22 protein-coding genes and 1 riboswitch are annotated in these 25,935 nt (G+C 62.1%); of the genes, 9 read left to right on the top strand and 13 right to left on the bottom strand.

Going from position 1 to position 25,935, the window contains the following annotated elements; all coding sequences use genetic code 11:
- Nucleotides 1-2 precede the first annotated feature (2 nt).
- From FA94_RS23255 to FA94_RS23240, 4 genes are all read right to left on the bottom strand, one after another.
- Complete coding sequence (locus FA94_RS23255; RefSeq protein WP_035555650.1) at nucleotides 3-2,663, bottom strand: DNA-binding protein; 2,661 nt, start codon at nucleotides 2,661-2,663, stop codon at nucleotides 3-5.
- A gap of 225 nt (nucleotides 2,664-2,888) precedes the next feature.
- Nucleotides 2,889-5,996, bottom strand: coding sequence for a bifunctional diguanylate cyclase/phosphodiesterase (locus FA94_RS23250; protein WP_035555647.1), 3,108 nt, complete (start codon nucleotides 5,994-5,996; stop codon nucleotides 2,889-2,891).
- On the bottom strand, nucleotides 5,993-6,787 hold the full coding sequence (locus FA94_RS23245; RefSeq protein WP_035555644.1) for a substrate-binding periplasmic protein: 795 nt from the start codon (nucleotides 6,785-6,787) through the stop codon (nucleotides 5,993-5,995). The genes FA94_RS23250 and FA94_RS23245 overlap by 4 nt, the downstream gene beginning before the upstream one ends.
- 201 nt (nucleotides 6,788-6,988) lie before the next feature.
- Nucleotides 6,989-7,405: a potassium channel family protein gene (locus FA94_RS23240; protein WP_051980677.1), complete on the bottom strand. Its 417-nt coding sequence runs from the start codon at nucleotides 7,403-7,405 to the stop codon at nucleotides 6,989-6,991.
- Nucleotides 7,406-7,667: 262 nt separating this feature from the next.
- Here FA94_RS23240 and FA94_RS23235 point away from each other — a divergent pair, with 262 nt between their 5' ends.
- Together FA94_RS23235 and FA94_RS23230 are read left to right on the top strand one after the other, a co-directional pair.
- Entirely contained in the window at nucleotides 7,668-8,309 is a 642-nt protein-coding gene (locus tag FA94_RS23235) for an MAPEG family protein (protein ID WP_197070237.1), read from the top strand.
- 16 nt (nucleotides 8,310-8,325) lie between these two features.
- Entirely contained in the window at nucleotides 8,326-8,832 is a 507-nt protein-coding gene (locus FA94_RS23230) for a dihydrofolate reductase (protein ID WP_035555639.1), read from the top strand.
- Here the strand turns inward: FA94_RS23230 and FA94_RS23225 are convergent.
- Nucleotides 8,827-10,323: a methyl-accepting chemotaxis protein gene (locus tag FA94_RS23225; RefSeq protein ID WP_035555637.1), complete on the bottom strand. Its 1,497-nt coding sequence runs from the start codon at nucleotides 10,321-10,323 to the stop codon at nucleotides 8,827-8,829. The genes FA94_RS23230 and FA94_RS23225 overlap by 6 nt on opposite strands.
- Before the next feature lie 204 nt (nucleotides 10,324-10,527).
- On the opposite strand from FA94_RS23225, the gene FA94_RS23220 reads away from it, so the two are divergent.
- Nucleotides 10,528-10,800: a hypothetical protein gene (locus tag FA94_RS23220; RefSeq protein WP_035555634.1), complete on the top strand. Its 273-nt coding sequence runs from the start codon at nucleotides 10,528-10,530 to the stop codon at nucleotides 10,798-10,800.
- 111 nt (nucleotides 10,801-10,911) lie between these two features.
- Here the strand turns inward: FA94_RS23220 and FA94_RS23215 are convergent, their stop codons facing one another.
- The 3 genes from FA94_RS23215 to FA94_RS23205 all read right to left on the bottom strand — a co-directional run bounded on the left by FA94_RS23215 (nucleotide 10,912) and on the right by FA94_RS23205 (nucleotide 13,666).
- Complete coding sequence (locus FA94_RS23215; protein WP_035555631.1) at nucleotides 10,912-11,823, bottom strand: LysR family transcriptional regulator; 912 nt, start codon at nucleotides 11,821-11,823, stop codon at nucleotides 10,912-10,914.
- Nucleotides 11,824-11,894: 71 nt separating this feature from the next.
- A complete protein-coding gene (locus tag FA94_RS23210; protein WP_035555628.1) occupies nucleotides 11,895-12,668 on the bottom strand; it encodes an SDR family oxidoreductase in 774 nt (257 codons plus the stop codon).
- Between the two features lie 206 nt (nucleotides 12,669-12,874).
- The gene (locus tag FA94_RS23205) at nucleotides 12,875-13,666 is read right to left on the bottom strand and encodes a PhzF family phenazine biosynthesis protein (protein WP_035555626.1); all 792 of its coding nucleotides are present in this window, start codon (nucleotides 13,664-13,666) and stop codon (nucleotides 12,875-12,877) included.
- Between the two features lie 171 nt (nucleotides 13,667-13,837).
- Here FA94_RS23205 and FA94_RS23200 point away from each other — a divergent pair, with 171 nt between their 5' ends.
- Nucleotides 13,838-14,935, top strand: a complete 1,098-nt coding sequence (locus tag FA94_RS23200) for a retroviral-like aspartic protease family protein (protein ID WP_035555623.1) — start codon at nucleotides 13,838-13,840, stop codon at nucleotides 14,933-14,935.
- A 62-nt stretch (nucleotides 14,936-14,997) separates the two neighbouring features.
- Here FA94_RS23200 and FA94_RS23195 read toward each other — a convergent pair whose 3' ends face one another.
- The 3 genes from FA94_RS23195 to FA94_RS23185 form a co-directional block, all read right to left on the bottom strand.
- Nucleotides 14,998-16,110, bottom strand: a complete 1,113-nt coding sequence (locus FA94_RS23195; RefSeq protein ID WP_081936057.1) for a linear amide C-N hydrolase — start codon at nucleotides 16,108-16,110, stop codon at nucleotides 14,998-15,000.
- Between the two features lie 139 nt (nucleotides 16,111-16,249).
- Nucleotides 16,250-16,834, bottom strand: a complete 585-nt coding sequence (locus tag FA94_RS23190) for a GNAT family N-acetyltransferase (RefSeq protein WP_231585011.1) — start codon at nucleotides 16,832-16,834, stop codon at nucleotides 16,250-16,252.
- Between the two features lie 138 nt (nucleotides 16,835-16,972).
- A complete protein-coding gene (locus FA94_RS23185; protein ID WP_035555618.1) occupies nucleotides 16,973-17,611 on the bottom strand; it encodes an FMN-binding negative transcriptional regulator in 639 nt (212 codons plus the stop codon).
- Nucleotides 17,612-17,724: 113 nt separating this feature from the next.
- On the opposite strand from FA94_RS23185, the gene pdxR reads away from it, so the two are divergent.
- Nucleotides 17,725-19,260 (top strand): MocR-like pyridoxine biosynthesis transcription factor PdxR, encoded by a 1,536-nt coding sequence (gene pdxR / locus FA94_RS23180; RefSeq protein WP_035555616.1) that lies wholly within the window; start codon nucleotides 17,725-17,727, stop codon nucleotides 19,258-19,260.
- Nucleotides 19,261-19,301: 41 nt separating this feature from the next.
- On the opposite strand, the gene FA94_RS23175 is transcribed toward pdxR, so the two are convergent.
- Nucleotides 19,302-19,931: a TetR/AcrR family transcriptional regulator gene (locus FA94_RS23175; RefSeq protein ID WP_035555614.1), complete on the bottom strand. Its 630-nt coding sequence runs from the start codon at nucleotides 19,929-19,931 to the stop codon at nucleotides 19,302-19,304.
- A 231-nt stretch (nucleotides 19,932-20,162) separates the two neighbouring features.
- Here FA94_RS23175 and FA94_RS23170 point away from each other — a divergent pair, with 231 nt between their 5' ends.
- The 4 genes from FA94_RS23170 to FA94_RS23155 all read left to right on the top strand — a co-directional run bounded on the left by FA94_RS23170 (nucleotide 20,163) and on the right by FA94_RS23155 (nucleotide 23,907).
- Complete coding sequence (locus tag FA94_RS23170; RefSeq protein ID WP_035555611.1) at nucleotides 20,163-20,474, top strand: hypothetical protein; 312 nt, start codon at nucleotides 20,163-20,165, stop codon at nucleotides 20,472-20,474.
- Between the two features lie 50 nt (nucleotides 20,475-20,524).
- Nucleotides 20,525-20,634, top strand: a riboswitch (SAM-I-IV-variant riboswitch).
- 44 nt (nucleotides 20,635-20,678) lie between these two features.
- Nucleotides 20,679-21,032 (top strand): hypothetical protein, encoded by a 354-nt coding sequence (locus tag FA94_RS23165; RefSeq protein WP_051980676.1) that lies wholly within the window; start codon nucleotides 20,679-20,681, stop codon nucleotides 21,030-21,032.
- 214 nt (nucleotides 21,033-21,246) lie between these two features.
- Nucleotides 21,247-22,635: an ATP-grasp domain-containing protein gene (locus FA94_RS23160; protein ID WP_051980675.1), complete on the top strand. Its 1,389-nt coding sequence runs from the start codon at nucleotides 21,247-21,249 to the stop codon at nucleotides 22,633-22,635.
- 141 nt (nucleotides 22,636-22,776) lie between these two features.
- Nucleotides 22,777-23,907, top strand: coding sequence for a lytic transglycosylase domain-containing protein (locus FA94_RS23155; protein ID WP_231585131.1), 1,131 nt, complete (start codon nucleotides 22,777-22,779; stop codon nucleotides 23,905-23,907).
- A gap of 132 nt (nucleotides 23,908-24,039) precedes the next feature.
- Here FA94_RS23155 and FA94_RS23150 read toward each other — a convergent pair whose 3' ends face one another.
- A complete protein-coding gene (locus FA94_RS23150; RefSeq protein WP_035555605.1) occupies nucleotides 24,040-25,899 on the bottom strand; it encodes a M3 family metallopeptidase in 1,860 nt (619 codons plus the stop codon).
- Between the last annotated feature and the right edge of the window lie 36 nt (nucleotides 25,900-25,935).

The following is a 25,935-nucleotide window of genomic DNA, read 5'->3' as shown; positions in this document are numbered from 1 at the left end:
GATCAGCGCTCGATCTTCGACATGACCGCCGTGGTCGCGTCGTAGCGATAGCCCTTCTGCGCCAGTTGCTGCGCCATCGTCGCGCCGATCAGTTTTTGCTGCATGTCGCGCGATATCAACTCGTGATCCGGCTTGAGGCGCTCCAGTTCCGACGCGAGCCGACGAACCAGCACCACTTCTCCGGTGCTGCGCGCGTCGATGAAGATGATCCGCTCGCTCGCGAGACCGAGGCGTTGCTTGAGATCCTTCGCATGCGCCACCCATTGTTCGGCATTCGCGTGAAGCTCGTCGAAGGCCTTGGTGTGCGCTTTGGCTTGCGCTGCCACCTGACGCTGCAGCGCGGCGATTTCCTCAGCGCTGTCGGTCTCGTCCTCTTTGACGCCAGGCTGCGGGTGGCGTCGATTGTGTTTGGCGGCGGCGTGCGGCCGCTCCGCAATGCGTTGCTGCAATTGGGCGGCATGCTGTTCGGCGGCGTCCGCGCGTTCCTTCGCGGCGGTGGCTTCCTGCGACAGTCGCGTCAGCTCGGCACTCGCGGCTTCAGCGGCCGCGGTCAGCGTGCCGACGTGTTCGCGGCTCGCGTCGAGTTCCGCCGATTGCGCCTGACGGGCGGTGTCCAGCGCGGCGAGTTGCTGCTGCGCGTGATCGTGTTCCTGCGTGACTCGCGCGATCTCGGCCTCTTTACTGACGACACGCTCGGTCAGTACTTCGTGCGCCTGGCGTTCTGCTTCGAGCGTGGTTTGGGTGGCGGCGAGCGCCGCGCTTTCCGCCGACACGCGCTGCTCCAGTTCCTCGATGCGTGCCTCGGCGGCTAGCGCGCGCGACGTGGCCGTCGCCGCGTCATGCGCGGCGCGTTCCGCCTCTTGCGACTTGGCCTGCCCGGTGTCGCTCAACGTGGCAGCCTGCTGCTGCGCGTGATCGCGTTCCTGCGTGACTCGCGTTATCTCAGCGTCTTTGCTTACGACCAGTTCGTTCAATACGTCATACGCCTGGCGTTGTTCTTCGAGCGTGACCCTGGTGGCCTCAAGCGTTGCCATTTCTTCAGACGCACGCTGCTCCAGTTCCTGAATTCGCGCCTCGGCGGTGTGCGCGCGCGACGTGGCCGACGCCGCGTCCTGCGACCATCGTTGCGCCTCTTCCGACTTCGCCTGACATGCGTCATTTAACGTGGCGACCTGCTGCAGCGCATGATCGCGGTCCTGCGTGACGCGTGCGATCTCCGCGTCTTTGCCGGCCACCACCATGATCAATGCCGCGCGAGCCTGGCGCTCTTCTTCAAGCATCGCGTTCGTGGCCGCGAGCGTGGCGCTTTCCACCGACGCACGTTGCTCCAGTTCCTCGATACGCGCCTCGGCGGTGTGTGTGCGCGTCGTCGCCGCGGCGGCGTCCAGCGACCACTTGTCCGCCTCTTCCGACTTCGCCCGCAACGCCTCGTCCAACGTGGCGACCTGCTGCTGCGCGCGATCGCGGTCTTGCGTGACGCGCGCGATCTCTGCGTCTTTACCCGCGACCACCACGATCAGCGCTTCACGCGCGTGACGCTCTTCTTCAAGCGTCGTGCGGGTGGCTTCCAGCGCGGCGCTTTCCGCCGACACGCGCTGCTCCAGTTCCTCGATGCGCGTCTCGGCGGCTTGCGCGCGCGAGGTGGCCGCCGCCGCGTTTTGCGACCAGCGGCTCGCCTCTTGCGACTTCGCCTGACATGCGTCGTCCAACGTGGCGACCTGTTGCTGCGCATGGTCGCGTTCCTGCGTGACGCGAGCGATCTCGGCGTCTTTGCCCGACACCACCGCGATCAACGCTTCGCGCGCCTGACGTTCGTCGTCTAGCGTCGCTTTGGTCGCTTCCAGCGCGGCGTTTTCAACCGATGCGCGCTGCTCCAGGTCTTCGATGCGCGCCTCGGCGGTTTGCGCGCGCGAGGTTGCCGCAACCGCGTCCTGCGACCATCGGTCCGCTTCGTCCGATTTCGCCTGACACGCCTCGCCCAACGTCACGATCTGCTGCTGCGCGTGATCGCGCTCCTGCGTGAGCCGCGCTATCTCGTCGTCTTTGTCTGCCGCGGCCGCCACCAGTTCTTCACGCGCCAGACGTTCCGCGTCGAGCGTCGCATGGACGGTTTCGAGCCTGGCGTTGTCCGCCAGCGCGCGCTGCTCCAGTTCCTCGATGCGCGCGTCGCACGCTTCCGCGCGACGGCTTGCCGCCACCAGTTCCGCGCCGAGGCTCAAGGCCGTGTCTTCCGACGCGGCCAGCGCACGTGTTTGTGCGGCGAGCCGCTCGCGGCCCGCTTCGACTTCTTCGATGGTCTTCTGATACTCGGCGAACGCCTCGTCGCGTTCGGAGAGCGCGGCATCGAGGTGCTCGCTGAGCGCGCTGAGGCGCTGGTTGAACGCTTTCTCCGCTTCGTCCTGCGAGGCGCTCCAGATACGATCCGCGGCGCTCATGATCGTTTCGGCCACGCCGGTCGGCAAGCCGCTTTGGACCTGCAAGTCGGGCGTGCTGGGCACACGCGCTTCGCGCCAGCGTTGCAAAGCCTCGACGATCGCAACCAGCGAACCGCCTTCGAGTTCTTTCCAGATGGCGACGGGCGAGACGCGTTTGTCTTCGTCAACCATGCGATCGGCGATCGCGGCGACCCGCTCATCGGTGATTGTGTCTACGTCCCTGGACATAAATGCCTCAAAATCAATGTGGCCGGGCGGAAGAGATCAAGTCTCCCATACGTTACTACGTCCCGTCACATTCTCGACGAAAGGAAAATGACAGCTACCACGGTGTGGACCGGCGACTGAATCCGCACCATCAGGCACGGGCGCCGACCTCGACCGGCGTCCGTATCGCGAGCTTTACATTCATCCGCGAATCCGGCTAGCCGTGTTGAATGACAGGTATCAGGTTTATTCGGCCACGCAAGGACGCGCTTCGCGCCGCCTCAATAGCGCTTCGAAGCCCTCGACAGGCAGCGGGCGGCAAAAGTAATAACCCTGGTACGCGTGACATCCGGCCGCCGCGAGGAAGTCGCGTTGCGCCTCGGTCTCCACGCCCTCGGCGATCACGCCCAGGCCGAGGCTGTGCGCGAGCGCCACGATGGTCCGGGCGATCACGGCGTCGTTGGGGTCGACCAGCACGTCCCGCACGAACGAGCGGTCGATCTTCAACTGGTCCAGCGGCAAGCGCTTCAGGTACGAAAGCGACGAATAGCCAATGCCGAAATCGTCGAGCGAAAACACGACGCCTCTCGCTTTGAGCGCCGCCATCTTCTGAATAATGTCCTGCACGTTGTCCACCAGCACGCTTTCCGTCAACTCCAGCTTCAGGCGGTTGGGCCGCGCGCCGGTTCTAGCGATGATCGCCACGACCTTGTCCACGAAGTCCGGCTCGCGGAACTGCTGGGCGCTGACATTGACCGCGATCGTGAGATGCGCCATGTCCGCTTGCGTTGCCCACGCCGCCAGTTGCGCGCAGGCCGCCTCCAGGACCCAGCTCCCCAACGCGAGGATCAGGCCGGTTTCTTCCGCGACCGGAATGAAATCGGCCGGCATCACGATGCCGCGCTGCGGATGCTGCCAGCGCACCAGCGCTTCGACACCGGTGATCCGGTCGGCGTCGATCTGCGCCTCGTAATACAGCAGGAACTGGTTCTCTTCGATCGCCGTGCGCAACCCCGCGTCCAGCGCGGCCCGCTCCATGACGACCGTCTGCATGTCGGGATCGAACAGCCGCACGGCGTTGCGGCCTCGTTCCTTGGATTTGTACATGGCCAGATCGGCCTGTTTCAGCAGTTCGTCGATCGACGCCTGATGACCGATGAACACGGTCGCGCCAATGCTCGCGGTGCTGCGGTATTCGATCTCGCCGAGCTGATACGGACTGCCCAGCACGGCGAGAATCGTTTCGCCGAGCGCTTCGGTCTGTTCGGCCGCCTGCTGCCGGTCTTCGTGCAGATTACCCAGCACCACCACGAACTCATCGCCCCCCACCCGCGCCACGGTGTCGGTCTCGCGGACGCTGACAGCGAGACGCTGCGCCACCTGTTGAAGCAGCAGGTCGCCTTTGTCGTGACCCAGCGTATCGTTCAACGTCTTGAAGTGATCCAGATCGATGAACAGCAGCGCGCCGCATGCGTCGCTCCGGGCGCTCGCCGTCATCGCCTGCTTCAGGCGCTCCAGCAACAAGGTGCGGTTCGGCAAACGGGTCAGCGCGTCGAAGAACGCGAGTTCCTTGATGCGCTCTTCCGCGATCTTGCGTTCGGTAATGTCGTGGTGGGTGCAAACGTAGTGGCTGACAATGCCGTTCTCGCCCATCACGGCGGAGATCGTGAGCCATTTGGGGTACACCTCGCCGTTCTTGCGGCGGTCCCAGATTTCGCCCTGCCAGCCGCCGGCACGATGAATCGTTTCCCACATGGTGCGGAAGAACGCGACGTCGTGACGATCCGAGCGGAGTACTTGGGGCGTTTTGCCGACGATTTCTTCGGGCGTGTAGCCGGTGCACTCGGTGAAGGCCGTGTTCACGCGCAGGATCTTGGCGCCGAAGTCGGTGATCATCATCGGCTCCATCGAGTCGAATGCCACCGCCGCGATCCGAAGTTCGGCCTCCGCGTGTTTGCGTTCGGTGATGTCCCGGCCGCTGGTGCGAAAGCCGATGCCATTGCCTCGGGAGTCGCTGATCGGCACCCACGAAACGGACAGCCAGATCAACGCGCCATCCTTGCGAACGCAACGAAATTCGAGGTCGTCGCCGCGAATGCCCCGCAGGCCCTTCTGAATTTCAGGTACGACGCGCGCGATATCCGCCGGATGAATCACCGTGCCGGCAAAGTCGGGCATCGCCATGCATTCGCTGACGGTATAGCCGATGTACTCTTCCACGGACGAATTGATCCAGCGCGGCTTGCTGTCCGGGCCCCACCAGACTTCCCAGTTGACCGTGCAATCGGCGATCGCGCGAAACTTCGCTTCGCTCTCGCGCAGTTCGCGGGTCATCGACGAAGCGAGCCGCAGCGCACGGCCATGGCCGGTCATCATGAGCCAGGTGAGCAGCGCCAGCAGCAGGCTCAGGCCCGTGCCGGTGGCGGCGATCTGCAGCGCGGCGTTGCGGCCGAAACGGGCTTTGAAGTCGTCCTGAGCGCTCATTGTCAGCGTCCAGTCATGGCCGCCGACCACCAGGTATTCATTGGCCGACATGTCGGTAGGCAGATGCCCGGCCGACCCCGGCGTTCTATGCAGCAGCGCTGCGGACGACGGTTCGACGCCGTCGTATATCGCGATCGACAGCCCCGGCGGCTGCTCGCCATACAGGCTGGCGATCACGTCGTGCATGCGGAACGACGCGTAGACCCAGCCGACCAGGTGCGCGCGGCGCTGGGCGACGCTTTCCTGCGACTGCCCGCGCGCGTAGACCGGCAGATACATGATGAAACCGGGGCGCGCGTTGGTCTCGGTGTCCACCACCAGACTGACTTTGCCGGAGACGGTCGCCATACCGGAATCGCGCGCCTGCTCCATGGCGCGCCGGCGCACCGGGTCGGCCCATGCATCGAAGCCGGGCTCCATGCGGTTCAGGCCGACCGACGGCGAGCGCTGAATGACGGGCGCGTAATCGTCGCGCGCGCCTTCGGGGAGAATGGTGTAGCCGCGCAGGCCTTGCCGGCGCATGGCGCCGATGTGATCGTTCTTTTGTGACGCCGGCACCCACGCAACCAGACCGATGGCCTGAATGCCGGAGAAGTTGGCGTCGAGATTGAGCGTGTCGACGTAGTCGCGAAAGCGCTCGCGGTCCATCTCGCCGCCGGCGGCGAACAGGCTCTGCACGCCGCGCAGTAGCAGCTCATACGTGCCCATGCGCTGTTCGATGCGGCTGACGGCATCGCCCAGCGAGAAGTCGAACTGCGTGAGCAGTTCATGACGCGCGGCTTGCCGCTCATGGTCCCACAGCACCCACGTAACGCTGAGCGCGGCCGTCAGAACCAGCACCGGCAGAACGGCGATCCGCGCCCAACTCACGGCGGCGTCGGGAAATCGACCATCGCATCGGCGAGGTCGGGTTTGAAATACTTCTCGAACAGGCGCCGCACGGTGCCGTCCGCGCGCATTTCATCGACCAGCGCGCGCCATTTGGCCCGCTCGACCGGCGACAACGCCCGCTTCGACATGATCAGGCCGTGAGGCACGGCGGGATCGTCGAACTCCACGATAGTGGTCACGTCGCGGATTTTCTTTTCGTCGATTGCAGGGTAATCGAAAGGCTCGATGATCATGCCTTGAATGCGCCGGAGGATCAGCGCCTGATACAGCGGATCCAGGCCGCCCGCCTGGCTGACGCGGTTTTGCGCGGCCAGCGTGTCGACCAGCCGGTTCGCCGATTGGCTATAGCGGAAGCTGCGGATCACGCCGAGCTGGAATTGACGGTTGCGCTCGAAATCGGCCGGCCGCTGGATGCCGGCGTCTTTGCGCACCAGCAAATAGTATTTGTTGCTGAAGTACCAGGCGAAGTCCGCGTACTGATTGCGCTCGTCGTTGGCAATGCCGGACAGGCTGAAATCGAGGCCGCCGGATTCGATCAGCTTCCAGATTCTGGCCCGCGACATGAGGCTGACACGGATCTGACAGCCGCTGCGGCGCGTCAGTTCGTCGGCGAAATCCTTGTCGATCCCGCTGTCCGTGTCCACGGAATAGAGCAGGCCATGATCGTGTAACGCGAGCGTAAAGGTACGCGAACAGTCGGGACCCGCGGCGAAAGCGCTACTCAGACAACTCAGCGCCAGCAGCAGGCCACCAAGGCCGTGTCGAATCACAGTGGCTCCATCGTGCGAAGGAAGGTGGCTTAAATAACGCGTTCGATCCGAGGACACGCTTCACGCAGTATCGGCATCGCGCTGCCGTTCTTGAGCGGCGGTCGTATTTTGGCAGCTATTGTGGCGGGTTTGTATTGTTTACGTCGGAATTTTGCAGAGGCAGGAGCGGCGCCGTACACAGCGGCTAACTTTCATGGCGGCTTAGCGATCACTATCCGCGGCTCGCGTTTGGCGATGTAGCAGGCCGGCCCGTTGCGCGGCGAACTGGATCGCGTAAACCGCGCAAGCGGTCACCACGCCGGTCAACAACACGCCGAGCAGTCCGAGCAGGACGGCGATGATTCGCCCCAGCGCGGAGGTCGGGACGACGTCGCCGTAGCCGATGGTCAGCGCCGTGACCGCGCAAAAGTAAAAGGTCTCACCGATCGACGACGGCGCTCTCGACGTCGCGCCGACGGTCCCGCCAAGGTAGTACATGGCGATCGACAGAAAGAAGAACAGCGCCAGCAGCATGGCCAGAATGTGGCGCAGGAGCCAGATAACCCGCGTGAATTCGGCAATCGCATCGTGCGGCCGGATCTGGGCGCGAGCGTTGCCGTGGGCAGAAGGGTCGTCCATGTCATGAACCTCGCGGATTGGCCGGCTTCTTCTGTTGAGAAGCCTGAAGTAGAGGGACTAGCTGGTCGACTGCGTACATTGCCCGCTATCGTCGGGAATAGCAACCTGGCCGGTCGCCGCACCTGACGGCGCGCAAGCCGTCTTTCTCTATCGAAGGGATTTCGGTTAGCCGCGCATTACACTACGTCGCAACAGACCAACGCGCCGGGCACGGCCGATATCCATGCCGATGCCACCGCAACCATCGCCAGGAGGAAAACCCATGAGCGTCCCTGCCCCTCCCGCGCTCGACTTTCGGCGGCAGCGCCTTGTCGGCATGGCGGGCATCGCGGTCGCCTCGCTGTTTGCCTCGGGGCTCTGGCTCGGCATCGATCTAGGGGTGTCGCCACTGCCTGGCATGGACAGCCTCGGCGCACGGATGCTGCTGACGCTCAAATGCTGCTGCGCCGCCGTACTGTTCTGCCTGGTGACGGGCATCGAGGCCGTCGCGCACGAGCGATTGACGTCGCCCGCGTTCGATCCACTAATAGGCTTCGAGACGCGCCGGTTACGTGTCAATCAACGATACCTGCAAAACACGCTGGAGCAGATCGTCGTGTTTGCCGCTGCGTTGTTCGGACTGGCCGCCTACTCTGCCGACGGCTCGTCCATGCGCGCGGTCGTGGCGACAACCGTGCTCTGGATCGTCGCACGAGCCGCGTTCTGGCTCGGCTATCATCGCAGCGCGGCGCTGCGCGGGCTCGGCGCGCCGGGCATGGCGATCAGTATGATCGTGCTGCTTTATGTCGTGAGCCGGTTTGGGCACGAGATCGCGGGGACGATTGGGGCCGTCGTGCCGCTCGCTGCATTTGTCGCGATCGAGGCGGTGTTGTTCTGGGAGACGCGGCCTGTGAAAGAGCGTTGATTCGAGCGAGACAACCATGTTGAACGGCAAACGAATTTCCATGGTGGCCGCCATGGCCACCAACCGCGTAATCGGCGCGGCGAACGACATTCCGTGGAAAGTACCCGGCGAGCAACGTCGCTTTCGCCAGCTCACGGAAGGGCATCTCGTCGTGATGGGCCGCCTCACGTATGAATCGATTGGCCGGCCGCTTCCCAATCGCGATGTACTGGTTATCGGCACTCAACCTGTTGTTGCCGCTGAAAACGTGACGACTTGCCGTTCTTTTCAGGAAGCCGCCGACCACATCGCGAACGACAAGCGAGACGAAGTGTTCATCGCAGGCGGCGAGAAGATCTACCGCCTGTTTTTGCCGTACGCGGACACGATCCATCTCACCGAGATCGATCTGACGCCACCGGGCGACACGCTATTTCCAGAGCTTCCGGCGGCGGACTTCGATTGCATCGAGAGAGCCCGCGTGGACGGACCCACTCCCTATACATTGCTGACCTACCAGCGTATTGCTTCGATCGCGCTATAACCGGAAAACCGTCACCGCCGAGTGCAGCTTGGCCGCCTGATCGTCCAGCGATTGCGCCGCGGCCGCCGCCTGCTCCACGAGCGCCGCGTTCTGCTGCGTCACCTCGTCCATCTGCGTCACAGCCTGACCGACCTGGTCGATACCCTTGCTCTGTTCATCCGACGCCGCGGCAATCTCGCCCATGATGTCGGTCACACGCGTCACGGCGGCGATGATGTCGCGCATGGTCGCCCCAGCCTGCCCCACCAGTTCAGTGCCCACGCTCACATGCGTCGTGGACGCATGGATCAGGTCCTTGATCTCCTTCGCGGCGGATGCCGAACGCTGCGCCAGCGTGCGCACTTCACCGGCCACGACCGCGAAACCCCGGCCCTGTTCGCCGGCGCGCGCCGCTTCGACCGCGGCGTTCAACGCGAGAATATTGGTCTGAAACGCAATGCCGTCGATGATGCCGATGATGTCCGCGATCTTCGACGAGCTCTGGCTGATCTCGGTCATCGTGCCGACCACGTTCGTGACGACCTGACTGCCATGCCCCGCGATGTTGGAAGCATTCGCGGCCAGACCGCTCGCCTGACGCGCGTTCTCCGCGTTCTGCCGCACTGTGCCGGTCAACTCTTCCATACTCGCCGCGGTTTCCTGCAACGAGGCCGCCTGCTGTTCCGTGCGCGAGGACAGATCGGTATTGCCGGCAGCGATTTCCTTCGACGCGGTGCTGACCGACGCGACCGAATCCCGCACTTCCGTCATGACGCCTTTGATACGGTCCATCAACTGGTTGAATGCGCTCGCCGTCTGGCCGATTTCATCCCTGCCTTGAACCGGCGCGCGCAGCGTCATATCGAGCGATTCGCTCGCCTGCTGCAGCGTGCCCTGAATGCCGAGCAGCGCCCGCTGAATCGAACGCGACAGCACCATGATCCAGCCGACCACCAGCGCCAGTACCAGCACCATCACCGCGACCACCGTGCGGACCGCATTCGTGCTGGTGAGGGTAGCGGCCGCATCGCGTTGTTCGGCCTGCTTGTTCGCCTCGTCGATGATCTGTTCGATCGACGCCTGAAGCGGCTGGAAGTCGGAGTGATAGAGCGCGGTCACCTGGTCGTTCGCCGCCTTGGAATCGTGAGCGGCCAGGTCGATCAGTTGACGCGACTTCTGATCGTACGAGGTCCACGCCGCGATCACCTTGCTGAATCGATCCTGTTGCTCGGGCGATTCGAACAGCGGCAGGATGACGCCTGACCACTTGCTGACATTTCGTTCGGCATCCGTAAATACTTTTTTGGTGTCGTCGGTAGTTGGATCGAGTTCGATGGTGGACAGCGCGCTGCCCTTGATCTCCGCGAGACCCCGCGCCTGTTTCTCCAGCCGATGCGAGGCAGCTTGCGCATTGCTGACCGAACTAAATCCGATCGACGTCACCACGGTGCCGAAACCGATGGCAAGCAGCGTGACCAGCATGAGCAGCCGAAGCTTCAACTTAATCGTCATAGGAATGATCCGTAAAGTCAGAATACCTAATTCATGCTTTCGGCATATTCCAGGAGAAACTTTAGCTGTTATGCATCATTCAGTTACACCCGACAATTCGCCTACAGCGACGCGACATTGAAAGGATCGTTCATTCGGCCCTCTTGACCGCCAGAACTAATAATTTATAATCGATTATTGTGACAAATAAAAATGGATCACGTAATGAGCGCCGCATTTTTCAAACGCAGTTTGATGTTTTCTATTCCCTTGCTACTGATCAATCTGGCGCTTCAACATCACGAAGCCGGCAAGCTGACCGGCACCGAAGTGGGTGTGAATCTGATCGCATTCCTGCTGGCAGGCGTTTTTTTTGAAGCGATGGGTTCATGGCGAAAGCGCAGAATCCAGAAAAGCAGATTCGCATTTATGGCGGAGACGGCCGTCTGGGCGATTATCGCTATCGGTCTTTTCGTGTTCTTTTACCGGATGAGTTGAACACTCCGCATTCATGTCGCCGAGTACGCGTGAATATCCTAGATTAAATGAAATTAAAACGAATTACCTTATTACGCTTCACGAGCGTAGCGCGCCCGGATTCCGGGCGCGCTACGTGTGCGCTTCGAGCTGCGGCCGAATCAACGCCTCGAACCATTCGATAAATGCATTCAGCCGCCGCGACCGTTGACGCCGGTGCGGATACAACAACGAAACGGGCATGGCCGCCGCGCGAAAGTCAGGCATCACTTCAACCAGTTCGCCACGATCCAGCAAGTGCTGCACATCGAAGCGCGGAATCTGAATCAGCCCGACTCCCGCGAGACAGCAGGCGATATAACTTTCGGCATTGTTAACGACGACTTGCGAAGCCACGGCAACGCTACGGAGTTCGCCTTCAACCAGGAATTCCCAAGGCTGTTCCCGCGCGGTGGTCGGCGACGCATAGCCCACCATTTCATGCCCTTGCGCGAGTTCGTCCGGCAGGCCCGGTGCGCCTTTCGCGCGGAGATAATCGGGGCTCGCGCAATTGATCACGGCGAAATGGCCTAACGGATGCACCACGAGACTGCTGTCGTTGAGATTGCCCGCCCGAACGACGCAATCCACGCCTTCATGAACGAGGTCGATTGCGCGATCGGTCGATCCCAGTCCCAATTGCAAACGCGGATAACGTCGCAGGAAACCGGGCAACGCGGGGGCAATCAAACGGCGGGCGATCCGGCTGGGAACGTCGACGCTCAAGCGGCCGGACACTTCTTTCTGGCGCGTCTGAAACAGTGAGTAGATGTCTTCCACATCGCCCAGCAAGGGACGTACGCGATCGAGCAATTGAACGCCGTCGGCGGTGAGCTGCACGCGCCGCGTGGTGCGATGGAGAAGCCGCGTCGCGAGGCTCGATTCGAGTTCCTGCACCGCCGCCGACACCGACGCGCGCGGCAGATCCAGCGCGTTGGCGGCCTTGATGAAACTCCCCATGTCCGCGACCTGGACGAAGATACGAAGCTGGTCGAGTTTATCCATCAGTGCTTCCTTCAATGGCGCAGCGAACCGCCGCGGCTAGCCAGAGCAGCCACGGCGCCGGCATGCCGGGCTTACTTCGTGGTGTAGCCACCGTTGATCAGAATGGTTTGACCGGTGATCCACCATCCGTCGCTAACCAGGTGACGAATGAACGGGATCACGTCTTCAATATCCGTCAGACCGGTTTTGGAGAACGACGACAGCGCCGCGGCGGTCTTGTGATACGCCACCGCCTCTTCGCCTTCGGCGGGATAGAAGAACGGCGTGTCCATCGGACCCGGTCCAATCGCATTGACCGAAATGCCGCGCTGCCCGAATTCCTTCGACGCCGCCCGCGTGAAATGTTCGACCGGCGCCTTGGTGCCTTCGTAGGCGGCATAAAATGGCGTGTACGCTCCGAGCAACGACGTGACGAGCGTCACCACCTTGCCATGATCGTTGACGTTCTTGCCCGCCTCTTTCAGAAAGAAGAACGCGGATTTCGCGTTGACCGCGCTCATCTCGTCGTATTCCGCCTCGGTGATTTCCACGAAAGGCTTCTTGAGTACTTTGCCGACGGTATTGATCGCGATGTCGGGTTTGCCCACCGCCGCGATCGTGTCGGCGAATAGCTTTTCGACGGCGCTCGCGTGGGTCAGATCGGCCTGAAACGCGGCCGCTCGCGCGCCGGCTGCTTCGATGGCGGCCACGGTTTCATCGGCCGCGGCTTTGCTCGACGCGCTGTTGTAGTGAATCGCCACCGCGGCGGCGCCTTGCCGGGCCAGATCCCGCGCGATCAGGCCGCCGAGATTTTTCGCGCCACCGGCGATCAGAACGACCTTCCCTTTGATTGAATGGTCAGCCATGGGGTTCTCCATCTGTGATTGGTAGGGAGTTCGAGTCTAATCGCCTGACGTCGATAGATCAGGCCTCGTTTCCTGGATAGATCATCCAGAGAATCCGACCAATGGTGGGGATTGGCGGCTCGTTCTGGAGAACCTTGGCGGGCGTGGGCATCGATCAGCGAACGCGTTTTGGTCTGATCAAAACGGAGCGGGCGGCTTTTAGTCCGTCAAACCCCGCTTCGCTCCGCCCGACCGCCCACCTGCACCATGCCATTCCTGTAGCGAGCCTGCAGCGTACAGGGTTGGCCGCGTGCGTCGCCCTGCAGCAAGGTGATGTTTCGCTCGAGTAAAGATGCCAGCGCACCGGCCGCCACACCCGTCGCCGCGTCTTCCGCGTGGGGTTCGAGATGATTGAAATTGCGGCCCGCGTAGACCTCGTCATGCAGACGGCAATACACGTATAAGCCCGACACGCCCTGCTCCCGTCCCCAACTGACGATAGCCGGGAGATCGGGCTGCAATGCGTCGAGCACGGATTGATCGCTTACTGCCACCAACAGCTTGGCGCTGCCCACCGACGCGAGCCTCGGCAAGCCGATCAGATTAGCCGGATCGGTCTGAAGCAGGCGCGCCGCGTCGGCGACGTCGACACTCAGCGGCGGGCAACGCTGCGGATTCACGTCGACGAAGAGGCTCGGGTCGAGATGCGTGACATCAAGTACCTGCTTACGCAGGCTGGTCACGAACCGGGTTCGCTGAATAGCCGGATTGCGCTCGAAGAACACCGCGCTGGCCGCGAGCGTTGCATGCAGACAAAGCGGGCTGCGCATGTGCGGATAGAAATAGTCCAGTTGCGTCTCGCCGGCCGCATTGGTTTCGACGAACACCGTCGCCGCTGCGTTCTGTTCCCGGGCGAACGCCAGGCGCTCGGCCTCCGCCAAAGCCGAATGCTCGACCACGATAGCCGCGTTGCCGGTTCCTTCATGACGGCCAAAGCAAAGCATGCGATGGAGTTTCATTGTTTTCGCGTGTGCTGGATTTAGAGTGGAAATTATCCTTCAGTTCATGCTGGATCGCTTCCTTAAATCGCTGCCGCATGATTACAATTCGCCGTCGCGGAAAATCACGGTTTGCCCAGAATGATAAATAACACCGATCACGCATCCGTAGAATCGAATTCAGTTTTAGCTTTGGGATTAAAGCGAAGCGTTGCGAGCCGCGCCGCACTGCGCCTCTGCGTCAGCGGACTGGCTGCGCTGATAGCCGGTTGCGGCCCTTCCATTCCAGACGAGATCAAACCCGCCGTCGATCACTATCACCTCGGCTCCGTGGCGGCGAGCGATCTGACCACGCCGGAAACGTCGCGTGCGCTCTCGCAGCTAGCGCGGGAATCGTGCAATCAGGACGCCATGGGCGTGTTGGGCGCACAACTCCAAAGCACCGGCTACCGGCGCGAAGCGGCCAACGCACTGACCCAATTCGTGGACCAATGTGGCCGCGCGGACGGCTTTCTCGATGCCGCGGCGCAAGACCTCATTGCCGTGAGCGATTACCGCGCCGCCGCCGCAATCGCCGACCGTCTTGTGCGGACCGACAACATCAATCCGCAGTTCTACTTCACGCGCGGCCGCGCGCATGAAGGCGCGCAAGACTATGAAAAAGCGCTCGCGGACTACATGCAGGCCATCGCGCTCGTGCCTGATCTGTCGACAGTCAACGGCGACCTGTTCATGCGGGCCGCGGACATGCAGGCAAAAGCCGGACGCTATTGCGAAGCGATCAGCGTGATCCGCATATGGACGACTTCCGAGCCGAGTCATGCGAACTTCCCGCAGGTGAACCAGCAGATCGCGGCGTATGCGGCGCATCAGTCCTGCCAGTCTTCGTACGCTGCCGGCAACGACACATTCGCACGCAAGGCCGGCTCGACGATTCTCGTCAAGGCGCTCGTGAACGGGGTGAGCGGCACGTTTATCGTCGATACCGGCGCAACGTATGTGCTGTTGACGCGCAACTTCGCGCGCCGCGCCCAGGTGCCGCTTGACACCGCCCGCCCGATCCAGATGACGACGGTGAACGGGCAGCGGCAAGCGCTGTTGAGCTCGGCGTCGTCGATCAAGGTGGGGCGAGCCGAGGCTGAACGTGTCGAACTGACCGTGGACGGCCCGGCGGCGTCGTCGTTGGGAAATGGCGTGGACGGCTTGCTCGGGCAGTCGTTCCTGTCGCGGTTTCAGACGCAGTTCACGCCGACGCAGTGGTCGATCCGGCCGGCTGCGTTGAAGCGCTAGACTGAAATATGTGGCACACATGGCCTACGTGACGCACCTGGCTCACGGCGCCAGGTGTGGTTTCACGGCGCCGGCGCCGACATGAATCTGAACGACGGCGTCGCGACGAACGATCCCGAAACTTCACCGGAGAAAACCTGCCCGGCGTCGATAGTCAGCTTCATCACGGGCGCGCCCGGTTTCAGATTCAGATTGTGCAGCGACACCCAGAACGTGTCCGGCCGCGTCGACGAATCGAAGTAGTAGACGAGGTTCTTCTGGTCGGACACGGTGCGCCAGATCGTCGACGACAGGTTCGGCTGGTCCGGCGTCGAAATGCCTAGCGGCACGCTGACGGATCGCATCACACTCATCACGCCGGCCACGGCCTGATACGCATACGACCGGTTCGGCACGCCGGCAATGTAGTTCGGATCGAGTTGTTTCGGAATTGCGTCGAGTAGAAACGACGCCCGCACGAAACGGTCGGCCGCGCGATTTGTGCCCGGCAGAAACGTCAGACCGCCCACGCCTTTCCAGTAGGTATCGAGCGCGAGCTGTTCGCTGTAGATCGGCGAATTCGTCATGATCTTGAACGCCTTGCCGTGATGAATCACCAGTTTGCCGTCGAGGTATTCAAGGATCGCCGAATCGCCCTGCGCGTCGGATAACGAAAGATGGATCGTCAGCGGTTTGCCGTTCGGCAACGGCGGCGCAATGATCTGAAACGGCTCGCGGCTCAGCACGTCCAGCGCCTGCGCGACGGTGGCGAAATTGTCGAGCGCGTATTGCGCCCAGAGACTGATCGATAAGGGCGCGCGTTTCGCGTCCGGCTTGCCGTAATCGGTCTCGGACAGATACAGCGCATTCGCCACGAGCCCGCGTTCGTTCATTCCGTCGACGCTGCCGATCTCGTACCCAGACACCACCACGCTGCCGTATTTCGACGTCCAGTGCGGCGAGCGCGGGCCGGCCGCGCCGTCGCGCTCAATGCCGGCAGGAAAAACCCACAAGTTGGAGCGCATGTCTTCGGACCAGTCCATCGACCGGCCCGTGATCACGAGGCCTTCGTCGCCGGTATAGAGCACTCGGGTGCAGCTTTGCGCGTTGTCGGCGCCGAGCATGGCGAGGGTTGCGAGCGTGACGAAAGCGAAAGCGGAAATCGTGGCGCGAAGGTGGCTTGCGAAGCGGGACATAAGGCGTTCCTTTGGTCTTCGTTACGCTGCGAGCGGACGTCAAGCCACGACGAAAGTTGAATTGCAAGGACGGCGCGGCGACGGCTTCATGCTAGTCGAACTTTGATGACAGAGGCGTTGTGCCTGCGTTGACGGATCACTACGGCGCGTCGGGACAATCGCGGCTCACGAGCGTTCTGTATTCGCTCAAGCCAGCCTTACCCAGCGGTTTGATCATGACCCGTATGGTATGCGTGGCATGCCTCATTGCAACACCGTGCCGCCGGCGGCTTTCAACGAAACCGTTCCGCTCCCAGAAACGTTCGGCCCGCGCGTTGCCGGCTATCACGCCGAGACGCAACCACTTCGCGCCGGACGCTTTCAGCCAGGCTTCAAGTCCCTGGTACAAGAGGCGTGCTTCTCCCCGGCCGTGCCCGTCGGTAGCCAGGATGAACAAGCCGATATGCCATACGCCGTCGGCAAACAGATCCGAAACGATCGTGGCGAACGCACGCAACGCGTGGTTCGAGTCGATGAAACCAATCGCGTGCTTGCGACTGAATGCCCATCCTTCCGGCAGTTCGCTCGCCAACTCTTCCTCGGCTTGCGTCGCGACCGGCGGACAACCTTCCGCCGATAAAAAATACCCGGGGTTGCTCTCCAGAAACGTTTGAACGGCGGGTAGGTCGGCCGGAACCAGTTCAATGGCGCGATGGCCTTCTATTTCGAACAGGCTTTGACTCAATTCGAAAGGCATTGATTATCCTTTGAGCGGTCGATAAAGACCTGGGGAACCTGGCCTTGATGTCCGCGTGTTTCACCAGCCGATAGTTTCTACTGACGTCGAAACCAAATCAACATCCCGCCGAAAGCCGCCACCCTCTTACTCCGCTTTTCTCGCGGCATAGGCCAGCATGGCATCGCCGATCGCATGCTCGCCCTGCTCACTAAGCGCCGCGCCCGCACCGTGGATATCCCGTGCGTCTTTATTCTGGCCCAGCTTGATCTTGCCGACCAGTTGCGTAATCTCGATCTCGATGCCGACAATCGCCTTCAGCATCGCATCGATATAGTCGCTCGCGCTATCCGTCATTTGCCACGGGCTCGGCTGCGACGCCTCATGAACGCGCGTCAGGCGCGCGACCAGTCCGCGCACGTAGCGCTCATCGTCGTGGATCGTGATGCGGCCGTGCGCGTGCACCACGCGGTAATTCCACGTCGGTACCTGCTTGTGAAACTCGTGCTTGCTCGGATACCACGATGGGGAAATATAGGCATCGCCCGCGCGAAACACCACGAGTACGTCGTCGCCATTGCTTAACTCCTGCCAGAGTGGATTGGCACGGGCCACGTGCGCTTTGAGGACGCCGTGCGTTTTTTCATTGGCGTTCAGTTCGAATGGCAGGTGATTTGCGTCCATGCCGCTCTTGCCGTGCGAAAACAGTGTGCCAAACGGGTGCTCCGCGATCAGTGCATTCAGCACCTCGGCGCGCGGTTCGTTGAATTGACTGGGGATGTACATGAAGGCTCCGTTCGGGGCGAAAGGTTTTGCGTTGTTCAGGAAATTTTCGCGGTAAGCTGGATTGTTTGGTAGAGCCAGTTTCAAGCAATTTCCCTGAACCAGAAAGAATGCCAATGGCCAGAAAGCCTAAAACCGTCGAGCTTCCGTCGATCGGCACGCTGGATCGGAGCGCCGGGCAACTCGGCCGCCAGCTCGCGCAGGCGCTGCGCCATACCGTCAATCGGGGCGACCTCAAGCCCGGCGAACTGCTGCCGTCCACGCGGGCGCTCGCCACGTCGCTGCACGTCGCGCGCGGCACCGTGATCGAGGCGTTCGATCAGTTGATCGCCGAGGGCTTTCTGACATCGCAACCGAGAGCCGGCACGCGCGTCGCGCAAGCGCTGGCGCCTGCTGCTAATGCAAGCGAGCGCGTTTCCTTCGTCGAGCCCGCGCCGCTCACGGAACGTGCCCGCCTGTTCACTCAGGTGGCGCGTCAATTTTCGGTCGTGCCGGCAGCGCCCTTCGCGGTTTCAGTGCCGGTCGGCCCCGCCGCGCCGGACGATATCTGGCGCCGGCTCGGCAACCGTCTGCGGGCTCGCGGGCCTGGCGCTCCCGCAGGTTACGGCGATCCGCAAGGCGCGCGCGTGCTTCGCGAAGCCATCGCCGATTACGTGAGGAAATCGCGCTCGGTCCGCTGCGAGGCCGACGAGGTGATCATCACGAGCGGCACGCAACAAGGCCTTTATCTGTCTTGCCAGGTGCTGCTGGATACCGACGACTCGGCGTGGGTGGAAGACCCCGCGTACCGGGGCATCACCGCGATTCTTGAAAGCACCGGCCGTCCTGAGCGCATGATCCGCGTGCCGGTCGACGCCGAAGGGATGAACGTCGATGCCGGTATCGAACTCGACCCGCACGCGCGCGCGGCATTCGTCACGTCGTCGCATCAGTACCCGCTCGGCATGCCGATGAGCATGGCCAGGCGCAGCGCTTTACTGGCCTGGGCCCGCGCGAATCATGCGTGGATCGTCGAGGACGATTACGACAGCGAGTTGCGTTACGCGGGACATCCGTTTCCGTCGCTCCAGGGGCTCGACCCGAATCGGGTGATTTACCTCGGCACGTTTAGCAAGATCCTGTTTCCGTCGTTGCGGCTGGGTTACGCCGTGGTGCCGAAGAACCTGGTCGAGGCGTTCTACGGCGCACGCGTGCTGATGGATCGCCATCCGCCGAATGCCGATCAGCATGTGCTCGCGGCATTTATCGCGGAGGGTCATCTGGACCGTCATATCCGGCGCATTCGTGGTGTGTATGCAGACCGCCGCGCGCGAATCATCGAGACGATCGAACGCGTGTTGCCCAGCGACGTTGCGTGGCTACAGCCGTCCGATCAGGGAATGCATATGGTGCTGTGGCTGGGTGGCGGCGTCGACGACAAACGGGTCGCGTCGCTAGCCGCTGAAAGCGGCGTTGCCGTGCGGGCGGTGTCCCCCATGTATGCGGGCGGCAACGGGCCCATGGGTTTGATCCTGGGCCTGGGCGGCTTCAGTGACGAAGAGATTGAGATCGCCACCGGCCATCTCGCGCGATGCATCGACACCGTGGCGCGCGACACGTCCCGTGACATAAAAACCCGGCCGGCGAAAAAAACGGCGCGGCGTAGTGCCTGATAGAAACCGGCGCTTGATAGAAACCGGCAGGACGCCCCGCGCTATTCGTTTTTTTTCCCCGCAGCAGACCCGAGATACGTACGCACGAGGTCGCGAATTTCAGCGAGTAGCAGGGCCCGCATGGCCGGTTCTTCGTTGGCCGTAATCACCACGCTCTTGAGCATGTGGAGCAGCACGACCGCCATGACTTTCGCCTTGGCGGCACTCAGACCGGGTATCGCCTCGCTCAGGATATCCGCGATCCCGCCACGCATCGCGACGCGAAACCGCGTACGTTCGTCGGCGCTGCCGCCACGCGCATCCACGAGAGCCACCGCAAAACTGCGTTGCGACTGAAGCACCAGCATGAAGTCAACAAACGCGTCGGCCACGCCCTCGAGCGTCATGTCGGGAACCTGGCGGGCCATGTCGGCCAGTCCATCCTGGACGTGAAGCGCGTAACGCAACAGTAGCGCGTCGGCGAGCGATTCCTTGGAGGGGAAGAATCGATAAAGCGAGCCGATCGCGGTCCCGGAGCGCGCCGCGATCTCGGTCATCGTAGCGGCGTCGTAACCTTTTTCGGTGAACACGGCGACCCCGGCTTCCAGGATCGCGGCTACGCGCAGACGCCCCCTTTCCCGTTTGGGTTCCGAAGCGCGGGCGGCGTCTGGGGCAGGCTTAGGCGAGATCATGCTGAGGGACCGACATGCGAGGATTTGATAGGAATTCCTCGCATATTAGCATGATGTGGGTTGCGGGAATCTCCATTGAAATTAGGCTATTTCTATCAGTCTGCATTTTTGCACGGGCTTGTCGTTTGACATAGGCGAGGGTGTCCTCTACTATATTTTGCGAGGATTCCCTCGCAAAATATCGATCAATGGCTCAACCCGATTTCTCCCCACCACGTTCAAGGTGATCACATGCAGCAGGTTTGGTCGTTTCTCGCCGGGGCGCTTTTGTGCAATTGCATTCCCCACCTGGCTTCCGGATTACAAGGCTTTCCGTTTCCTACGCCGTTTGCCAAGCCTAGAGGTGTCGGCGATTCTTCGCCTATCGTCAATGTCGTTTGGGGCTTCGCCAACCTCGCCGTCGGCGTGTTGATCGCGGCTCGCCATACGAACATGGCGGAGATCGGCGTGGACGCGTTAGCGGGCCTCGTGGGCGCCCTTGCGATTGGAACCTACATGGCAGTCCATTTCGGCAAAGTGCAACGCGACAAGCGAGTGCGTTAACGCATACGGTGCGGTCCCTTTCACAGTCACCCGGCAATCTGCTAGACTTATCCCTGCATCCAGAGTTAGTACCAAACGGTACAAACGCCAACCTGCCTACCCGGGCAAGGTGGTTGCCTCAAGGCGATGCGGCCGATAGTCGGCAACGAAGCGGGAGCGGCATAGCTTGCACCGGTTCGAATTTAATCTTCATCCGGAGTCGCTATGAAACGGGATCTCTCCTCGTCACCCGCATTGAAAACGGAAGACAACTGGTCGCACTGTCTGCCCGGTTTTCGACTGACCCACACGCTCCATCTCGTCTCCGACGTCAATCTCGACGTCGTCGCTCAGGCCGCCGCGCATCTCAAGAGCAAGCACGCGCCCGTCAATCATTGGGCGGTCGTCAAGCGCGGCAAAATCCTCGAACAGAAGATCACGCTCGACGACATCAGCGAGCAACAGGCCAGGGTATTGCGCGAGCACCTGCTGACCCTTCAAGACGTGTTGCGCGTTCGCCTGGAACATCGTTTCGTGCGGTGCGATGCAGACGCTGAACCGGCGCTTGTCACGTCGTAAAAGAGGCGCTCGCGGGCGGCCGCTTTCTACTTCCTGCTTCCGCCAGCGCGAACGTAAGGTTCCTGACAAGCCGATCGCGCGGCTATAGCCGCGCATGGCTAAACGTCTGCGCCGCCTCGACCGTTCCCGCTACACTCACGCGATCGTCGCGCAGTCCATGCGAAGAGCGACGGATTCAGCGAACGCGCGATAACGCGTGAAAGGAACACACGGCATGCCCACGGCCCCGGATCACATCACACGCAACGCCCACCACGCCCCGCGAACGACGCTCGTCAGCGCCCTTGCCGCCACGCCGCACGATGCGGCCTTGCATCGCACGATGGCCGACGCGTTGCGTGCGGAGGGCGATGAACTCGGCGCGCTCGCGCATCTGATCGCGGCTCAAACGCTCGACGCCTACGCGGCCAACCAGCCGGACGCGACGACCGCGACGCTCTGCGACGTCGCGACGGGTTACATGATGAAAGGTGACGACGAGCGCGCCGCGCATTGGTATCGGCTTGTGCTGGCGCTGGATCCGAACGTCGCGATCGCGTATCTGAACCTCGCCGCGATCCACACGAACGCCGGTGAACTCGCCGAAGCGGACGCATGCCGCGAGCGCGCGTATGCGTTGCAGCGCGTGTACGTCGAACGCGTGGGGTCGCCGGCGCTGAACGTGTTGATACTTTGCGTGGGCAGCGGCATCGGCAATATCCCGTTCGACGCGCTGTTTCCCACCACCGTGTGTTGCCGGATCAAATACGCGATCGACCACGCGCGCGAAGAAGAAGAAGAAGACGCGCAGCTTCCACCGTACGATCTCGTTTTCAATGCGATCGGCGACGCCGACATCGCGGCACCGCTTGCAGCGCGACTTGAACGCTTCGCCAGACACTGCGAGCGTCCGCTGCTCAATCCGCCTTCGAGCGTCGCGAATACGTTTCGTCACCAGCTCGGCGCATTGCTGGCCGGTCTCGACGATATCGCCGTCGCGCCCTGCGTGCGACACGACACACCACCCGCGTCGCGCGACGAACTCGAACAACGCCTCACCGAAGGCACGCTGTCGTTTCCGTTACTGGTGCGTCCGACCGCAACACATGGCGGCGAAGGCGTGCTGCGCTGCGACTCGCTCGCCGCGCTCGAAGCTCGCCCCGACGCGCTGACCGGTCCGCACTATCTGGCCGGCTTCACCGACTATCAGTCGGCGGATGGTCACTACCGCAAATACCGGGCAATTTTCGTCGACCGTCAGCCGTTTCCTTATCACCTCGCGATTTCGCTGGACTGGATGGTCCATTACTTCTCGGCCGATATGGAACGGCACGCGTGGAAACTCGACGAAGAACGCCGCTTTCTCGACGACGCGCGCGCCGCGCTCGGGGACCGTGCATGGGACGCCGTCGCGGCCATCGGTCAACGACTCGATCTCGATTACGGCGGCGTCGATTTCACCTTGCTGCCCGATGGCCGCGTGTTCGTCTTCGAGGCGAATGCGACAATGCTCACGCATTACGAGCGCAACGGCGGGCCGCTTACACATAAGAACCCGTACATCGAGCGTATCTTCACGGCGTTCGGCACACTGCGAGCAAGCCGCGCCGGTCGCAAAAGGTAAGATGACGCCTCCTGGCCAACGCCGCGTTCGACTACGAGCGGCCTGCAAAATCAATTCCAATTCATCATGCAGCTCCAGAAGCACTACCCGAACGTCAACGCGCTGCTCCAGACCGCTGCATTCATCTCCACACTATGCTTTATGCATGGCACAGCGCTAGCCGATTGCATCGACGACGCCGCGGCGTTTCAACACGTCAACGTGAGTTTGATGCGCGGTATTGCGCAGGTCGAGTCGGGCATGCAGCCGAATCGCATCAATACCAACAGCAATGGCACGACCGATATCGGACTGATGCAAATCAACAGTTCATGGCTGCCGGTGCTGGCGCGCGAGGGCATTAGCGAACAAAGCCTGTTCGATCCTTGCACCAACGCTTATGTGGGCGCGTGGATTCTGTCGGAGAACATTCGCCAGTTCGGGCCGAACTGGAACGCCGTCGGGGCCTACAACGCGGCGTCGCCCGATAAGCGCCTGAGCTATGCGCGCAAGGTCTATGATGCGGTTCAATCCATCTCCGCTTCGCCGGATTCATCCATGCCTATTCTCCCGCCTTCCTTTACGCCGCCGCAGACTTACAGCCCGTTCACGAGCCTCGAAATCACGCCCGTGCAGAGCGGCCGTCCCCGCGCCGCCGCGCCGGCCGGCACGGCTACCGCCGCGAATGGCGCAACCGGCGTAACCGGCGCGAGTTCCACGATTGCGGCCTCGGCGGCGTACAACTTCGGCTGGACCGTCACCGGCGCGGATCAGGCAAAGCCCATGCAGGTATTCGACGATGGCTCGAAGGTGTTCGTCCAGTTCGTCGATATGAAGCACATTCCGTCCATTTTCGCGGAGACGCCGAACGGGCGCGTGCTGCTGCGCTGGGATCTGCAATTCCCGTATGCCGTGATCGCGCGCCCGGAGCAGACGCTGATTTTCCAGAGCGGAACGTTCGAGGCGCGCGCGTCGCGTACGCCTGGCGCGGCGCAGTCGAAGGCCAGTGTTGCGAGCCGCGATGCGGTGCCGACTGCAGCGCCAACCTCGGCGTCAAGCCCGCTTTCTACGCCGACTAGCCGCGATCAGAAAACGGCCCGTGCGGCATCGACGGACGCGCTCTGGTATGTCGGCAGTCCGACGACGAGCAAGCCGCAGCCGCAGGCGAACACGGCGCAGGCGGTGCCGCTGCAAGCAGCGACGGAACCGCCGAGCGCGCCGTCGTCTGTGCCGGCGGCGAAGGCCAAGCCCGCTCCGTCGACTGATGCGCTTTGGTATATCAATGCCAAATGATCGGGCGCTGGTAGTGCGTGGTTGTCAGCGGAGAGGTCGACGTGCCACGGTCGCGGCTACGCTGACCCGCTTGCCGCCACAACGTATTACTCTTCGCGACAAGGCTTTCGAGAGTCGAAAGCCTTGTCAAAACTAAGCCGCGCTCCCCAACCGCGCGGCCCACCCTTCAAACTCCGCATACAGCGCGGATAGCGATTCGTCATTGCTCGCTATCCGCTGCGCGCCGTGAACGATCGAGATCGACGCATCGAGATCGCCTTGCTGCGAGGACGGCGCGACCTGCTCGCTTCGCTTGAAAACTTCTTGCGCTAATTGCCACGCGTCGTCGGCGGAACGATTGCAGTCCGCGGCGAGATAGCTTGAATTCAACGTCTCCCCCGTCAACGCGAATAGCGTCTGATCGAGCGTCGCGCTATTGCCGGGCGCCCAATAATGTTCAGCAAGCAGCGGCCCGACTGCCGGGTTGTCGACGATATAGCCCAGCGAGCGGATCAGATAAGCGCGCGTTTGCGCCGCGGCCATCTTTGCCAGCAGATAGCCGTGGTAATAAACGGCGATGTCGTGATAGATCGGATGAGGCGTGGCCAGCACGTAGTTGGTATGCCCCGCAACGCCGAGAATGCGCTTCGTCACCGAACGGGCAAGTTCGAGCACCGAGTCCGGCGTGCGCTGCGCGTCGTCCATGTTGTACAGCGCCCATTCGAAATAGGTTGGAACCAGATCGCGCCGTTCCATATAGGCCAGAAAAGCCTGGCGAGTGTCGACGCGTGCGCGAATCGCTTCTTCCGGCATCGGCTTGCCTGCCGCGTCCATGGCGTAGCGTCTCATCCAGCAGGGATCGGCGGGCAATGCGTCGAAGAACTTGGCCTGTGCTTCGAGCAAAGCCGGCGAGCTCGGTGCGAATTCCTGCGAAAAACACGGCGAATTCCGCGTGACGTTGGCGTAATGCGCGGCATGACCGGCCTCGTGGAACAGCACGTTGAGCCCCTGCAAACCGGCGCCCGCCTGTTGCGGCCGCGCCGTCGACGTGAAGCGAACATCGGCCGGCGTCCAGCCGTCGGTGTCGTCGTGATAGCCGGGTGTGGGGGCAATGCAAAAGCCGGTCGGGAATTTGCCTTGCCGGTCCAGCAGATCGATTTCGAGCCGCGCGCCACGATACGACACGCCCATACGGCGAAACGATTCGGCCCAACGCTCCAGTGCTTTTCCAAATGGAAAGTAGGCCTCATGCCGCTGTGACGCGCCGCCCTGCATCAGGTACGTCAGATTACGCGGAAGCAATGCCTGCTCGCCGTGCTCCGACACCAGACGATGCAACGATTGTTGATGCGCGTCGCGAGTACTGGCTTCGAAGCCGTCGAAGATCTCGAACAACTGCTCGGGCGTCATACCGCTGTTGGTCTGCAAGCGATACTCGAAGAAATTGCGGTAGCCCAGCTCTCGCGCCAATTCGTTGCGCTTGCCGACAATCTCGACGAAGCCGCTCTCCACCACCCAGCGCTCGAGTCCGTGCAGCGCTTCGTGAGAACTTTGACGCGCGGACTCGTCCGGGTTGGAGGCCAGATTGCTCCTGAGCGCCGCAGGCGAAGCGTTCTCGCGACGGCCTTTGGCTCCGATATGGTTCATGGTGTACGCCTGGCGTCGCGCGTATAGATCGACGTCCCGTTCGACCAACCCGGTCAGCAACGCAGCGGCGCGATCAGTGCCGATCGCATTGACCTCGAATAGGGCAACCCACCCACGCAAACCGCTGACGAGTGCATCGCGTTCAGGCGAGGATTCAGCGGTGTCCAGCATCGCCAGATACTCGCGACAGTGGGCGAGACGCTCCGCGTCGGCAGAGAACATCTTGCGGCTCAGCGAGGCCGCGCCCAGTGCCTCGTGCTCGTCGCTCTGACCGGTGTGAGTGGCCCAGTAGAGTTCGCCTTCCGTGCGCAGCAGTTGCAGATAGTGCTTATTGAGTTCGTCAAAGAACGCGCGAGCGTTTTGCATGTGAGAGGTCGTGGTTAGAACGTCTTGGAGAGGAGA

Origin of the sequence: Burkholderia sp. 9120 (genome assembly GCF_000745015.1) — a bacterium.
GTDB lineage: Bacteria > Pseudomonadota > Gammaproteobacteria > Burkholderiales > Burkholderiaceae > Paraburkholderia.
Note: the sequence above shows the minus strand (reverse complement) of the source record. Positions and strands in the feature narration are given on the sequence as shown.

What these genes read in the sequence shown, in the direction of transcription:
- FA94_RS23210 (WP_035555628.1), bottom strand. Translation starts at nt 12,668, where the DNA reads ATGGCTGACCATTCAATCAAAGGGAAGGTCGTTCTGATCGCCGGTGGC.
- pdxR (WP_035555616.1), top strand. Translation starts at nt 17,725, where the DNA reads ATGGCCAGAAAGCCTAAAACCGTCGAGCTTCCGTCGATCGGCACGCTG.
- FA94_RS23205 (WP_035555626.1), bottom strand. Translation starts at nt 13,666, where the DNA reads ATGAAACTCCATCGCATGCTTTGCTTTGGCCGTCATGAAGGAACCGGC.
- FA94_RS23175 (WP_035555614.1), bottom strand. Translation starts at nt 19,931, where the DNA reads ATGATCTCGCCTAAGCCTGCCCCAGACGCCGCCCGCGCTTCGGAACCC.
- FA94_RS23230 (WP_035555639.1), top strand. Translation starts at nt 8,326, where the DNA reads ATGTTGAACGGCAAACGAATTTCCATGGTGGCCGCCATGGCCACCAAC.
- FA94_RS23155 (WP_231585131.1), top strand. Translation starts at nt 22,777, where the DNA reads ATGCATGGCACAGCGCTAGCCGATTGCATCGACGACGCCGCGGCGTTT.
- FA94_RS23255 (WP_035555650.1), bottom strand. Translation starts at nt 2,663, where the DNA reads ATGTCCAGGGACGTAGACACAATCACCGATGAGCGGGTCGCCGCGATC.
- FA94_RS23150 (WP_035555605.1), bottom strand. Translation starts at nt 25,899, where the DNA reads ATGCAAAACGCTCGCGCGTTCTTTGACGAACTCAATAAGCACTATCTG.
- FA94_RS23225 (WP_035555637.1), bottom strand. Translation starts at nt 10,323, where the DNA reads ATGACGATTAAGTTGAAGCTTCGGCTGCTCATGCTGGTCACGCTGCTT.
- FA94_RS23165 (WP_051980676.1), top strand. Translation starts at nt 20,679, where the DNA reads ATGAAACGGGATCTCTCCTCGTCACCCGCATTGAAAACGGAAGACAAC.
- FA94_RS23195 (WP_081936057.1), bottom strand. Translation starts at nt 16,110, where the DNA reads ATGTCCCGCTTCGCAAGCCACCTTCGCGCCACGATTTCCGCTTTCGCT.
- FA94_RS23240 (WP_051980677.1), bottom strand. Translation starts at nt 7,405, where the DNA reads ATGGACGACCCTTCTGCCCACGGCAACGCTCGCGCCCAGATCCGGCCG.
- FA94_RS23220 (WP_035555634.1), top strand. Translation starts at nt 10,528, where the DNA reads ATGAGCGCCGCATTTTTCAAACGCAGTTTGATGTTTTCTATTCCCTTG.
- FA94_RS23160 (WP_051980675.1), top strand. Translation starts at nt 21,247, where the DNA reads ATGCCCACGGCCCCGGATCACATCACACGCAACGCCCACCACGCCCCG.
- FA94_RS23185 (WP_035555618.1), bottom strand. Translation starts at nt 17,611, where the DNA reads ATGTACATCCCCAGTCAATTCAACGAACCGCGCGCCGAGGTGCTGAAT.
- FA94_RS23170 (WP_035555611.1), top strand. Translation starts at nt 20,163, where the DNA reads ATGCAGCAGGTTTGGTCGTTTCTCGCCGGGGCGCTTTTGTGCAATTGC.
- FA94_RS23235 (WP_197070237.1), top strand. Translation starts at nt 7,668, where the DNA reads ATGAGCGTCCCTGCCCCTCCCGCGCTCGACTTTCGGCGGCAGCGCCTT.
- FA94_RS23215 (WP_035555631.1), bottom strand. Translation starts at nt 11,823, where the DNA reads ATGGATAAACTCGACCAGCTTCGTATCTTCGTCCAGGTCGCGGACATG.